The sequence below is a fragment of the Hymenobacter agri genome (assembly GCF_054778495.1).
This window is the reverse complement of sequence record NZ_BAAGZM010000069.1, coordinates 1-12,822: the sequence shown is the minus strand read 5'-3', so window position 1 is coordinate 12,822 and position 12,822 is coordinate 1. Positions and strand designations below refer to the sequence as shown.

At 61.8% G+C, this 12,822-nt stretch carries 9 protein-coding genes and 1 pseudogene; 7 read left to right on the top strand and 3 right to left on the bottom strand.

Annotation, left to right across the window (positions count from 1 at the left end):
- The 3 genes from ACYVDE_RS06035 to kbl form a co-directional block, all read left to right on the top strand.
- Positions 1-923: patatin-like phospholipase family protein (locus tag ACYVDE_RS06035; RefSeq protein WP_460500584.1), on the top strand; the 923-nt coding region annotated here is incomplete at its 5' end.
- Between the two features lie 115 nt (positions 924-1,038).
- Positions 1,039-1,692 carry a hypothetical protein gene (locus ACYVDE_RS06030; RefSeq protein WP_460500583.1) on the top strand — a complete coding sequence of 218 codons (654 nt, stop codon included), beginning with the start codon at positions 1,039-1,041 and terminating at the stop codon, positions 1,690-1,692.
- Between the two features lie 58 nt (positions 1,693-1,750).
- Positions 1,751-2,950 (top strand): PLP-dependent aspartate aminotransferase family protein, encoded by a 1,200-nt coding sequence (kbl, locus tag ACYVDE_RS06025; protein ID WP_460500582.1) that lies wholly within the window; start codon positions 1,751-1,753, stop codon positions 2,948-2,950.
- An 89-nt stretch (positions 2,951-3,039) separates the two neighbouring features.
- On the opposite strand, the gene ACYVDE_RS06020 is transcribed toward kbl, so the two are convergent.
- From ACYVDE_RS06020 to folP, 3 genes are all read right to left on the bottom strand, one after another.
- Entirely contained in the window at positions 3,040-6,801 is a 3,762-nt protein-coding gene (locus ACYVDE_RS06020) for an HYR domain-containing protein (protein ID WP_460500581.1), read from the bottom strand.
- Between the two features lie 537 nt (positions 6,802-7,338).
- Positions 7,339-8,175, bottom strand: coding sequence for a diadenylate cyclase (gene cdaA / locus ACYVDE_RS06015; protein WP_460500580.1), 837 nt, complete (start codon positions 8,173-8,175; stop codon positions 7,339-7,341).
- Between the two features lie 164 nt (positions 8,176-8,339).
- Complete coding sequence (gene folP / locus ACYVDE_RS06010) at positions 8,340-9,221, bottom strand: dihydropteroate synthase (protein ID WP_460500579.1); 882 nt, start codon at positions 9,219-9,221, stop codon at positions 8,340-8,342.
- A 124-nt stretch (positions 9,222-9,345) separates the two neighbouring features.
- Between folP and ACYVDE_RS06005 the strand changes: the two genes are divergently transcribed.
- From ACYVDE_RS06005 to ACYVDE_RS05990, 4 genes and pseudogenes are all read left to right on the top strand, one after another.
- A complete protein-coding gene (locus ACYVDE_RS06005) occupies positions 9,346-9,882 on the top strand; it encodes a DUF1599 domain-containing protein (protein WP_460500578.1) in 537 nt (178 codons plus the stop codon).
- Positions 9,883-9,964: 82 nt separating this feature from the next.
- Positions 9,965-11,242 carry a DUF2268 domain-containing putative Zn-dependent protease gene (locus tag ACYVDE_RS06000; protein WP_460500577.1) on the top strand — a complete coding sequence of 426 codons (1,278 nt, stop codon included), beginning with the start codon at positions 9,965-9,967 and terminating at the stop codon, positions 11,240-11,242.
- Positions 11,243-11,335: 93 nt separating this feature from the next.
- Positions 11,336-12,493 (top strand): BT_3928 family protein, encoded by a 1,158-nt coding sequence (locus ACYVDE_RS05995; protein ID WP_460500576.1) that lies wholly within the window; start codon positions 11,336-11,338, stop codon positions 12,491-12,493.
- Positions 12,494-12,657: 164 nt separating this feature from the next.
- Positions 12,658-12,822, top strand: a pseudogene (locus ACYVDE_RS05990) (ABC transporter permease); the annotation flags it as partial.

Here is a 12,822-nt window from a genome sequence, read left to right as displayed (position 1 = left end):
AACTGGAGCAGCGCGGCGTGCTGGCGGGCCTGCAGCGGGTGGGCGGCACCTCGGCCGGGGCTATTCAGGCGGCGCTGCTGGCGGTGGGCTACTCGGCCCAGGAAATCATTGATGTGGTGAATGCCACGCCCGTGCAGCGCCTGAACGATGGCCGGTTCATTTTCTTCGGCGGCACCCACCGGCTCATCACGCAGTACGGCTGGTACCGGGGCGACGAGTTCAGCACCTACCTGGGCGAGCTGGTGGCCCGCAAAACCAAAAACGCGCACCTTACCCTGGGCGAGCTGCACGAGCTAGCGCAAAAAGAGCCCACCCGCTTCCGCGACCTTTACACCACCGGCACCAACCTCACCCAGCAGCGGGTGCAGGTGTTCAGCCACGAAACTACCCCCACCATGCGCGTGGCCGATGCCGTGCGCATCAGCATGAGCATTCCGCTCTACTTCCGGGCCGTGCTGCTCGATGCCGAGAATAAGGTCATCACCGGCGAACCCGCGCCCGGCCAGCCGGTGCAGGTGCTCGTCGATGGCGGCCTGCTGGCCAACTACCCCGTCGATTTGTTCGACTTCCCGCGCTACCTGCCGGCCGGCTTCGCGGGCCCGCCCGATGCCCACGGCCACGTCTTCAACCCCGAAACCCTGGGCCTGCGCCTTGACCGCGCCGAGCAGATTCCGCTGGATGGTGCGGTCGCCGCCCGCCGCCAGCTCGCGCCCTACGACATCACCGATTTCAACACCTACATGGGCGCGCTCTACACCGTGGCCCTCGAAAACCTCAACCCCGTGCAGCCCGCCGACTGGCAGCGCACCATCAGCATCGACTTTCTGAATTTTAGCCCCAAAATCAAGCGCATTTCGGACGCGCAGAAAAAGCAGCTGATGGACAGCGGCCGCAAGGGCGCGCAGGCGTTTTTTAATAAGTAATTAGGAAACGGACGTCATGCTGAGCGCAGCCGAAGCATCTCGCGTGCTTTCGCTGGTTTTAGGAAAGTACATAGCTCATATTCTGCAGTTTTAACCGAACGAATCAGGCTTACTTTTGAAGCATGCCCTGACTGATACAAAGTCGGCCGAATACAGAATGACTCATAGCCTAACACTTGCCTTTAGCGTGCTGGGAGCAATGCTGCTGCTTTTCGGCCTGTTGATGTGGCGGGTTTACCGGGCAATCCAGACCGCGGATGAGCCAGCGCCGGCGGTAGTCAGCTTCCAGCCTGCGTTTTGGGGTTTTGACAGTATATACTTCACCCTGTTAGCTTGTCTTACTTTCTGGATTCCACCGTTTTTTATCTGGAAAATCTGGGAAAGCTTTGCCGGACTTGAATTGAGGGTATTGCTATTCCTTCCGCTGGCTTTTCTACCTGGAATATTTCCGTTTGTGTATTTGCGGCTGCAGTGGTCGTACTGGCAGCATGACAAAAACTGCTTTCTGGTTTTTTATCGGGAAGAAAACCGGTTTGTTTACGGTACCGATGATGCGAGTATCAGCTATAACACTGCCGACGTAGTGCAGCTGATTCGCCACGTCACAACCAGAACCAAGTTCAATTTCGCTTATACAGTAGTCAACTTATGCGATGGCTCAGCATTGCTTTTTACCTCGGTGCTGTGCGACAGATTTGACCAGCTATTACCCAATACCAAATGTGAAGTGGTCAGGTCTTGGTATCCGCGGCTACCCGACGACCAGTAGCCCGCGCTACGTAACCGACCTTTGTCTTCGTAATCTTCAACCCCCACCACCCCACTATATGTACGCCACCCTCCAGCCCGACCTCGCCCAGCAGCTTCAGGAAATCAAAGACGCCGGCCTTTTCAAGAAGGAGCGCATCATCACCTCGCCCCAGGGCGCCGAAATTGAAACCAACGAAGCCGGCGAAGTGCTGAACTTCTGCGCCAACAACTACTTGGGCCTGAGCTCGCACCCCGAAGTCATCAAAGCGGCCAAAGACACGATTGACTCGCACGGCTACGGCATGAGTTCGGTGCGCTTCATCTGCGGCACGCAGGATATTCACAAGGAGCTGGAAAAGAAGCTGGCCGAGTTTCTGGGCACCGAGGACACCATTCTCTACGCCGCGGCTTTCGATGCCAACGGCGGCGTGTTCGAGCCGCTGTTCAACGAGCAGGATGCCATTATTTCGGATGCGCTCAACCACGCCAGCATCATCGACGGTGTGCGCCTGTGCAAGGCCCAGCGCTACCGCTACCAGCACAACGACATGGCCGACCTCGAAAAGCAGCTGCAGGATGCCCAGGCCAAAGGCACCCGCCACCGCATCATCGTGACGGACGGCTCGTTCTCGATGGATGGCACCATTGCGCAGCTCGATAAAATCTGCGACCTCGCCGACAAGTACCAGGCCCTGGTGATGATTGACGAGTGCCACTCGATGGGCTTCCTGGGCAAAACCGGCCGTGGCACCCACGAGTACCGCAACGTGCTGGGCCGCGTCGACATCATCACCGGCACGCTGGGCAAGGCGCTGGGCGGGGCCATGGGCGGCTTCACCTCGGGCCGCAAGGAGATTATCGACATGCTGCGCCAGCGCAGCCGTCCCTACCTGTTCTCGAACACGTTGGCGCCCGCCATCGTGGGCGCTTCGCTGCGCGTGCTGGAGCTCCTCACCGAAAGCACCCAGCTGCGCGACCAGCTCGAAGAGAACACGAAATACTTCCGCGAAAAAATGACGGCTGCCGGCTTCGATATCACGCCCGGCGAGCACCCCATCGTGCCCGTGATGCTGTACGACGCCAAGCTGGCCCAGGAATTCGCCGCCAAAATGCTCGACGAGGGCATTTACGTGGTGGGCTTCTACTACCCCGTGGTGCCGCAGGGCAAGGCGCGCATCCGCGTGCAGTTGAGCGCGGCCCACACGCGGGAGCATCTCGACAAGGCCATTGCCGCCTTCACCAAAGTAGGCCGCGAGCTGGGCGTGCTGAAGGCGTAGCCGGCTGCCATCGGGCTCCTGAAGTTTCGCAATAAAAAAGCCCCTTGCCATCGGCAAGGGGCTTTTTTATTGCGCAGGATGTCAGTGAATTACTTCACCACCGACAGGCGCTGGATTTGCACCAGGCCCTGGCTTTCGTAGCGGCAGAGGTAGATGCCGGCGGCCAGCTGGGAGGCGTCGAGCGAGAGCGAGTAGTCGCGGCCAGCTTCGGTAGTGCCTTCGAACAGCGTAGCAACCTGGTGGCCTACAGCATCAAACACGCGCACCTGGGCCGGAGCCGATACTTCCGGACGGAAGGTGATAGTGGTACGCTCGGTGAGCGGATTGGGGTAGGCCTGCAGCGGGGCGGCGGTGATAACCGTCGTCGTGGTCGGACGGGCAAACGGAGTGCAGTCGCCCACGGTGTCGCCGTGGCCCAGGTGCGTATTCAGGGCGTTGTTGTCGATGCAGATAGTGTGGCCGTTGTGGCACACCTCCACTTTGGTGGGGTTGCCGGGCGTGCCGCAGCGCACGTCTTCCACGTACACCTTGATGCTGGTGGTGGCCGTGCAGCCCGAGGCGCTGGTGGCGGTTACGGCGATGGTGTACAGGCCCTGGGCCGAGGGCGTAAACACGGTCGAAGCGCCGCTGGTGGTGCTCAGGCCGGCCACCGGCGTCCAGGCGTATCTTACGCCGCCCGCAGCCGTCAGCGTCAGGCTCTGCGCGCCGTAGCCGATGTAGATGGTGGGGCGTCCGCCTATGTACATATTAGCGGGAGCCGTGATGGTCGGGGTGGGGATGCTGCCCGTTACCGTTACCACGGCCGGGGCGCTGGCTACGTTGCCGTGGATGTCGGTCACGGTCAGGGTCACGCTGTTGGCGCCGATGTTCGAGCAGTCGAAGCTGGTGCGGCTCAGGGCCACGCTGGCAATGCCGCAGGCGTCGGTGCTGCCGTTGTTCACTTGGGCGGCGGTCACCGAGGCAGCGCCGTTGCTCAGGGCCACGGTCACGTTGCGCACGGCCACGGCCGGGGCCGTCACGTCGTTCACCGTCACGAGGAAGCTGCCGGTGCTCACGTTGCCGCTGGCGTCGGTGGCCGTTACGGTTACGGTGCTGGTGCCCACGGGGAAGGTGCTGCCCGAGGCCGGGCTGGCTACTACCGTGGCGCCAGCGCAGTTATCGGTGGCGGTAGGGGCGAAGCTCACCACCGCGCCGCACTGGCTGGCCGAAGCGTTGGCAACGATGGTGGCCGGCACCATCAGCACGGGCTTCTCGGTGTCATTCACGGTCACCGTCTGGGTAGCCGTGGCGGTGTTGCCGGCGGCGTCGGTGGCCGTCCAGGTCACGGTCGTCATACCCTTGGTGAAGGTAGTCGGGGCATTGTTGCTCACCACCACGCCGGTGCAGTTGTCGCCGGCCGTAGCGCTGCCGAGGGCCACATTGGTAGCCGAGCACTGGCCCGCGTTGGTCGAGACCACCACGGCGGCCGGGGCCACAATGGTCGGCTTCTCGGTGTCATTCACGGTCACGGCTTGGGTAGCCGTAGCCACGTTGCCGGCGTCGTCGGTGGCGGTCCAGGTTACGGTCGTCGTGCCTTTAGCGAAAGTTGCGGGAGCATCGTTCGTTACCACTACGCCGGTGCAGTTGTCGCCGGCCGCAGCAGTACCCAGCACCACGCCCGTAGCCGAGCACTGGCCGGCATCGGTCGAAACAGCCACGGCGGCCGGGGCCGAAATCGTGGGCAGTTCGGTGTCATTCACCGTCACCGTTTGCGTAGCCGTAGCGGTGTTGCCACTGGCGTCGGTGGCAGTCCAGGTCACGGTTGTGCTGCCTTTGGCGAAGGTCGCGGGAGCATCGTTGGTTACCGTGGCGCTGCAATTATCAGCCGCCACAGCGGTGCCCAGGGCCACGCCCGAGGCGCTGCACTGGCCGGCATCGGTGCTCACCGTTACCGCGGCCGGGGCCGTGATGGTCGGCGGCGTGGCGTCGGTCACGGTCACGATGGCCGTGGCAGTGCTCACGTTGCCGTAGCTGTCGGTCAGCGTCAGCGTTACCGGGTTGGCGCCGAGGTTGGCGCAGGTGAAGGCGTTGGGCGCAACCGTGAGGCTGGCAATACCGCAGGTGGCAGTCGAGCCGTTATCAACCTGAGCGGCGGTCAGCGCAGCCTGGCCGTTGGCGTCCAGTGTCAGGGCCACATCGTGGGCCAAGGCCTGAGCCGAGCAGGGAATCACGTTGATGCTGAACGACTGCGTAATCAGCCCGTAGCTGGCGCCGTGGTGGTAGGTGTCGGCGGCCACCAGCGTTACCGGGTTGGCGCCGGCTTCGGCCACGGTGGGCGTGCCGTCGAGCGAGCCCGTGCCGTCGCCGTTGTCGGTCAGCGTCAGCCAGGCGGGCAGCACGGGGTGCTCAATCTCCAACTCGTCGCCGTAGGGCAGGTCGGGGTCGGTGGTGATGATGTTGTAGTGGAAGGGCTGGCCGGCCACCACGTTGAGCGAGTTCGGCGTCGAAAGGAACGACGGCGCCGAGTTCACCACGTAGGCGAAGCTGTGGGTTTTCTGGTCGTTGTAAGAGTTAGCGGCCGTAAACATCACCGTGTGCAGGCCCCAGTCGGCCACGACGGGCGTCCAGTTCAGCGTGGTGCTGGTGGGGTTGGCGGCGGCGGTAGGCAGGGCTGGCGAGAAGCTGGCGGCGGCGGGCAGGCCCGTGGCGCTCAAAATGCGCACCGGCGAGTTCGGGTCGATGGACGACGCGCGCACCAGTTGGCTGATGCTCGTGCCTGGCGTAACCTGCACGAAGCTGCCGGCCGTGGGCGTGGGGGGGGTATCGAACGTGGGCTTGGTGCTCACCTGAATGGTGACCGAAGTAGACGACTGCACGCCCAGCAGGTCCTGCGCCACAAAGTTGACAACACTGGTGCCGAGCGTGCTCATCGTGGGGGTCCAGGTAAAGGTGCTGTTCACCGGGTTGCCGGTGGTGGGCAGGGCCGGCGCCATCACGGCGCCGGGCGGAATGCCAAGTGCCTGCAGGCGCACGATGTCGCCCGCGTCGCTGTCGGTAGCGCGCACGCTAAAGGTTACCGGCGTGCCCGGCGAAACCTGGTATACGTAGCCGTTGGTCGGCGTCACGCTGTAGTCGAAGCGCGGAGCCACCGAGACGCGCGTCACCTGAATCAGAAAATCGACCAGAATGGACGTCTTGCCGTCGCTCACTTTCAGAATGGCGTTGTAGAGCGAGCCGATGGTGGCGCTGGAAGTGTTGAAGGTAACCGCTCCGGTGGTGGGGTTCACCGACAGTCCGGTGGGGTTAACGCTTGCGTTGTTCATGTCGGCGCTCGACGCCAACGAGTACGTCAGCGGGTCACCGTCGGGGTCGTTGGCCGCTAGCTGGAACGTGGCCGCTGCCTGGCCAACCGCCAGGTTAACGATGGGGGGCATCGACGAAACGGGCGAGTTGTTGCCCGAGCCCACGCCTACCAGCGTGCTCTGGTAAAACGAGCCGCCACTGTTGTTTCTCAAACCGCCCAAGCGGCAGCAGTCGTTCACCGACGCGGTGAAGTTGCCGGTAGTGGCGTAGGTATGGGTGATGGTGGTTTCGCCGTAAAAGTTGTCGGCCGCGGCATCTACCGAAGTCACTAGCAGCGTGATGCCGGCACTGCTACCATCGCCAAACGAAAGTGCGTCGGTGCTCACGCGCGAATTCATCGTGGGGTTGCCGAAAGCGCTGGACCGCCACGCCTGGCTCACCTTAAATTCAATGGTGCGCTTGGAAGCGTCCGATTGTACCGTGCGCCAGGTTATCGAGCCGTAGCGAAAGTGCGACGCCCAGGCCGACGACAGCGCCCCCAGTGCCAGCAGGCAGGTAAGCAGCAGCATACGCAGCCCCGCGGCCGAACGTGTTGTTACTGATGAGGTTTGTGAGTAAAAAGGTTTTTGCATGAAAAAAGAAATAAAGGATGAATAGCGCTGCAAGCTCTATAATTCAATTGAATCTCAGAATTTGACAAGCATGCAAAACTAGGAGTATAATTTTGAATAATTGATAATTTTATCAGCATAATAATTTCAATTATTGTAAAAATTATAAATAAAAAACAGCAAAATGCTGTGAGTCAGTTTATTTAAAGATATAATAATTAATGAATTTAAACCGAGTTTTCATTGGCTACCGGTCTGCTGCCTGATTAGCTCATGGGTAGCATGAGATACTTCCTGAAAATGATGGGAGAGGTGCGGCCGATACTTCAGCCTGCCTGTGCTAATGACTGAATAGCCGACTCGTCCCGGCACACGCCTAACTACCCGTGCCGACCAGCTACGGATGACGGCATGACTCCCAATTCGCTAAAGCACGTTCGGAAACAACTGCCTCGTGGCCGGCATTATGCCGGCCACGAGGCAAAGAGGGGTATTTCAGGCCGGCAAAGCCGCGCCATCGGCTACTGCCGCTTTGGCTTGCGCCGCACTGCTCAGCAGCCACTCGTTCAGCAGAGCGCGCAGCTCGCCGGTGGGCAGGTTGCGGTGCACCTCGCCGTGGCGCACGAGGCTCATGGCCCCGGTTTCCTCGCTCACCACCAGCACCACGGCATCGGTGATTTCGCTGAGGCCGATGGCGGCGCGGTGGCGCAAACCCAGCGAGGCAGGCACGTCGGGGTTTTCGCTCACCGGCAAGATGCAGCGGGCGGCCTGCAGGCGGCCGTTGGCCACAATCACGGCCCCGTCGTGCAGGGGCGAGGTTTTGTTGAAGATGGCCAGCAGCAGGCGCTTGCTGATTTCGGCATCGAGCCGGTCGCCCGAGTCTGCAAAGGGCGTGAGGTCGGAAGCCTGCGTGAAGCAGATGAGCGCGCCGGTGAGCTTGTTGGAGAGACTTTTGGCGGCTTCCACGAACGGGCCCACGGCCAGCGGGGCGGCCTCGGTGGGGCGGCCCCACGTCCAAGCCCGCATGCGCTCGATGGCAGTGGCCTTGCCCACGTTCAGCAAAAACCGCCGGATTTCCTGCTGAAACAGGATGATGCTGGCCAGCACGCCTACGCTCATAAACTGCCCCAGAATCTTGGTGAGCAGCTCCATGCCCGTGGCCTTCACCATCAAGTACAGCAGGTAGAACGACACCAGCCCCAGCGCCACATTGAGCGCCACCGAGCCGCGCAGCAGCTTATAGAGCTGGTAGAGCAGCACCGTCACCAGCAACACGTCGGCCGCGTCAATCCAGCCGAAATGCAGGAAGTTGATGGGGAATGGGCCGGACATGGCGGGGGTGGAGGGATTAGAGGAAAGTGTTTGTCATCCTGAGTGCAGCGAAGGACCTTATCACGCCTGAATAAGTTATTCCAACGTGATAAGGTCCTTCGCTGCACTCAGGATGACAGAGGTTGAAGGGCCACAGTTGCACGCCGCCCCTCAAATTACGGCCTTTATTCCGCTTCCGGAAAGGTATGGGCGAATAAATCGATGGTTTGGCGGGCTTCGGCCACGTCGTGGGCCCGCAATAATCGGGCCCCGCCCTGCAGCGCCACCATGTGCAGCGCCGTGGTACCGTTGAGGGCCGCCTCGGGCCCCAAGCCCAGCGGCCCATATACCAGCCGCTTACGCGAGAGGCCCGCCAGCACTGGCAAACCCAGCATGCGCTGGTCGGGCAGGGGGCGCAGCAGCTCGGGGCTTTGGGCGGCGGTTTTGGCGAAGCCGAAGCCGGGGTCGAGCAGCACGTCGACCACGCCGGCCGCGCGCAGCAGGGCCAGCCGGTCGCGGAAGTAGCGCAGCAGCTCCAGCACGATGTCGCCGTCGTAGTCGGTGAACTGGGCCATGTTCTGAGGAGTGCCGCGCAGGTGCATCAGCACGTAGGGCACGCGCAGGCGGCCCACGGTGGCAAACATTTCGGCATCGAGGGTGCCGCCGCCCACGTCGTTCACGAGGTCGGCCCCGGCGTGTACGGCGGCTTCGGCCACGCCGGCCCGGAAAGTGTCGGCCGAGATAAACGCCTGCGGAAACTCCCGGCGCAGGGCTGCGATGGCGGGCAGCAGGCGCTGGGTTTCTTCGGTTTCGGGAATGTCGTCGGCGCCGGGGCGGGTGCTGTAGGCGCCGAGGTCGAGCACGGCCGCGCCGGCTTGCAGCATGGCTTCGGCGCGGGTGAGCAGGTCTTTTTCGGAAGCCACGCGGCTACCGCTGAAAAAGGAGTCGGGCGTAAGGTTGAGGATGCCCATCACCTGCGGCCGGCGCAGGTCGAGCAGGCGGCCGTGGGGGCTGAGCAATGAGTGAATGGGTGAACGGGTGAATGAGTGAATGGCGGGCGCGGGCATGATGGGCGGGAGCTAAAGCAGGCTCAATATTCAACGGCCGGGGCGAACTTGCGGCCGTGAAGGCGTTGCCGGGTTGTTGAATCATTCACCCATTCACCCATTCACCCATTCACTCATTCGCCCATTGGAAACCCCCGAACACTACGACCTGCTGCTGGCCCGCTGCCGCACCCTGTTTCTGGCCAAAACCCACGACTACGGCACGGCCTGGCGCATTCTGCGCCTGCCTTCGGTGACGGACCAGATTTTCATCAAAGCCAACCGCATTCGGACCATTCAGGAAACCGGCGTGCAGCTCGTGGCCGACGACGTGAACGAGGAGTTCGTGGCCATCATCAACTACTGCCTCATTGCCCTGATGCAGCTACATCTGCCGAAGGATACGCCGCTGGACATGACGCCCGCCGCCGTAGCCGAAGCCTATGACCACGAAGCCGCCGAAAACCGCCGCCTGCTACTGGCCAAAAACCACGACTACGGCGAAGCTTGGCGGCAAATGCGCGTAGCCAGCATCACCGACCTCATCCTGATGAAGCTGCACCGCGTGAAGCAGCTCGAAGACATTGGCGGGGCCGCGCTGGTGAGCGAAAGCGTGGAAGGCAGCTACCGCGACATGCTGAACTACGCGGTGTTTGCGCTGATTTTGCGGGGCGAGGCGTAACGTTTGGCCATAGGAAGGGTACCCCCGGGGCAACGCCCGGCCGCTGCCATGCATCTGGCGGCCACACCTTTCCTTTTTTCTGATGAAATCCTTTCCCCTTTTCCTGTTGCTGCTGCTGGGCCTGGCCCTGGCGGCTCCCGCCCAAACCCCCACCCGCATCGATGCGCTGCTGGCCGACGCCCAGCAGTTCAGCAAGCAGAAGAACTACCCCGAAGCCATCAAGGCCTACCAATTGGTGATGCGCGAGCCCGGCGTGAAGCCCCGCTACCGCGCCGTGGCGCTCTACAACGTGGCTTGCTACTACGGTCTGCTGCACGATGCCCCCAACGCCCTGGCCCACCTGCGCCAGGCCATCGATGCCGGCTACGTGAACGCCAGCCACATCGCCGTCGATTCCGACCTCGACCTGCTGCATACCGATAAAGAGTGGCCCAAGCTGCTGGCCAAAGCGCGCAAGCTGGAGGAAAAAACCATTATCCGCCGGCCCGGGGATGTGAAATTGGTGACCACCGACATCGACCATTTCTGGACCGCCTACGCCGCCGCCCGGCGCGATACGGCGCAGGCCCGCGCCATTTTCCGCCGCGAATATTTCGATAAGGCCTCGGCGGGCCTGCAGGATTACTATGACCTGAAAATCAAGAACGACGCGACGTTTACGAAGTGGATTTTGCAGCGGCCCAATTACTACAACTCCATCGAGGCTACCACGCGGGCCATTGCCACCGAGAAGCCGAAAATCGTGGCCGCTTTTCGGCGTTTTCAGGAGCTGTACCCGGCGGTGCGCTTCCAGAACATCTACTTCGTGGTGGGTGGCTGGGTGTCGGGCGGCACCGTGTCGGATGCCGGCCTGCTCATCGGGGCCGACCAAACTGCCAACGGCCCCGGCGTGAATACCGCCGAGCTGAGCTTCGTGCAGCGCAACCGCTGCGAGCCCGTAACCAACATGCCCTCGCTGATGGTGCACGAGCTGGTGCACCGCAACCAGGGCCCGCAGGATGGCACCCTGCTTAGCTACGCCCTCAATGAGGGCATGGCCGATTTCGTGGCCGAGCTCGTGACCGGCCACATCACCAACGCCCGCCTGCACCCCTACGGCAACGCCCACGAAAAGGAGCTGTGGGCCGATTTTCAGAAGGAAATGCTCGGCACCAACCCCGACAACTGGATTGCCAACAGCCAGCAGGAAACCCCCGAAAAACCCTGCGACCTGGGCTACTACGTGGGCTACCGCATCGTGCAGGCCTACTACAACCAGCAGCCCGACAAGAAGCAGGCCCTGGCCGACATTCTCAACGTGCGCGACGCCAAGGCGTTTCTGGCCCGGAGCGGCTACGCGGCGGCGGTGGCCAGGCGGTAGGCCGGGGTTGGCAGATTGGGCGGCCCGCCCGACCTTTAGGGCCAACCTTGCGCGGGGCGGGTGCGTTTCGCCCCCGGCTTACCTTTGCTCTCTATGTCCGTTCCGAACTCTATTGCCGCCGTTGCCCCTGCTCCGCACCCCTTGCGCACCCTCACGCGGGTATGCTGGTTTCTGCTGGGTGCGCTGTTCATCTTTTCCGGCCTCATCAAGCTGAACGACCCGGTGGGCACGGCTTATAAGCTCGAAGAATACTTCGAGGTATTTGCCACCGACTTGCCCAGTATTGGCGGCTTCTTCCTGTGGTTCAAGGGTATTGCCCGCACCATGTCCATCCTCATGAGCTCGGCCGAGGTGATATTGGGGGCGGCGCTGCTGCTGCGCTGGCACCTGCGCATCACGCTGTGGGCGCTGTTTGGCCTGCTGGTGTTTTTTACTTTTCTCACCTTCTACTCGGCCGCCTTCAATAAGGTGACGGACTGCGGCTGCTTCGGCGATTTCATCAAGCTCAAGCCCTGGACTTCGTTTTTCAAAGACCTGTTTCTGCTGGTATTGTGGGGCGTGGTGTTCACGCACCAACGCTTTCTGCGCCACGCGTTTGTGCAGGGTACGTTTGGGGTAATGACTATGACGTTCATCTCGGCCATTGCCATCGGCATTGGCGTGCGGGCGCTGGGCCACCTGCCGTATTTCGACTTCCTGCCCTACAAAGTGGGCAACAACATCGGCGAGCTGATGAAGGCCCGCGCCCCGCTGCGCTACTCGTACACGATGGAGAAAAACGGCAAAACCGAGGACTTCACCACCTACCCCGACTCGACCTGGACCTACAAAAGCATGACGGCTCTCAACCCCGAAGACGGTCCCAAAATCACCGATTTCAAAGTCTGGAACGACGAGGGCGACTACACCCCCGAGCTGTTGCGCGGCAACAAGCTGGTGCTCATCATTCAGGACGTGGACAAGGCCGACCGCGACCGCTACACCCAGATTAACAAGCTGCTGGCCGATGCCCAGGCCTCGCGCCGCGGCATCACGCCGCTGGTCATCACGAGCAGCAGCCCGGCCGAGTTCGATGTGTTCCGGCACAGCGCCAACCTGGCCGTGCCCTACTACTACGCCGATGCCACGGTGCTCAAGTCCATCATCCGCTCCAACCCCGGCTTCCTGCTGCTGAAAGACGGCGTGGTGAAAGGCAAGTACCACTACCACGACATTCCGAGCATCGGGAAAGTAGAGGAGAAGCTGCAGTAAGGCGCCGGGAAAGAACGAACCCAAAACGTCATGCTGAGCGCAGCCGAAGCATCTCGCGTGCAATAGTATTCAAGACTGTTCAACGATTGAATTACTACCACACGCGAGATGCTTCGGCTGCGCTCAGCATGACGTTCTTTTGCATTATTGTTTATTCCTGATTCATGCTTCCCTTCATCTTCCGTCGCTTAGGCCAGGGCCTGCTTGTGCTGGTGGGCGTGGCGTGCACGGTGTTTCTGCTTTTCAACGTGCTGCCCGGCGACCCGGCCGCCCTGCTGGCCGGCCAGCGCACCGACCTGGCCACCAAAGCCGCCATCACCGCCGACCTC

Excerpts from the sequence above, each read along its gene's own strand:
- ACYVDE_RS06020 (WP_460500581.1), bottom strand. The coding sequence starts at position 6,801 with ATGCTGCTGCTTACCTGCCTGCTGGCACTGGGGGCGCTGTCGTCGGCC.
- ACYVDE_RS06000 (WP_460500577.1), top strand. The coding sequence starts at position 9,965 with ATGAAATCCTTTCCCCTTTTCCTGTTGCTGCTGCTGGGCCTGGCCCTG.
- cdaA (WP_460500580.1), bottom strand. The coding sequence starts at position 8,175 with ATGTCCGGCCCATTCCCCATCAACTTCCTGCATTTCGGCTGGATTGAC.
- ACYVDE_RS05995 (WP_460500576.1), top strand. The coding sequence starts at position 11,336 with ATGTCCGTTCCGAACTCTATTGCCGCCGTTGCCCCTGCTCCGCACCCC.
- kbl (WP_460500582.1), top strand. The coding sequence starts at position 1,751 with ATGTACGCCACCCTCCAGCCCGACCTCGCCCAGCAGCTTCAGGAAATC.
- folP (WP_460500579.1), bottom strand. The coding sequence starts at position 9,221 with ATGCCCGCGCCCGCCATTCACTCATTCACCCGTTCACCCATTCACTCA.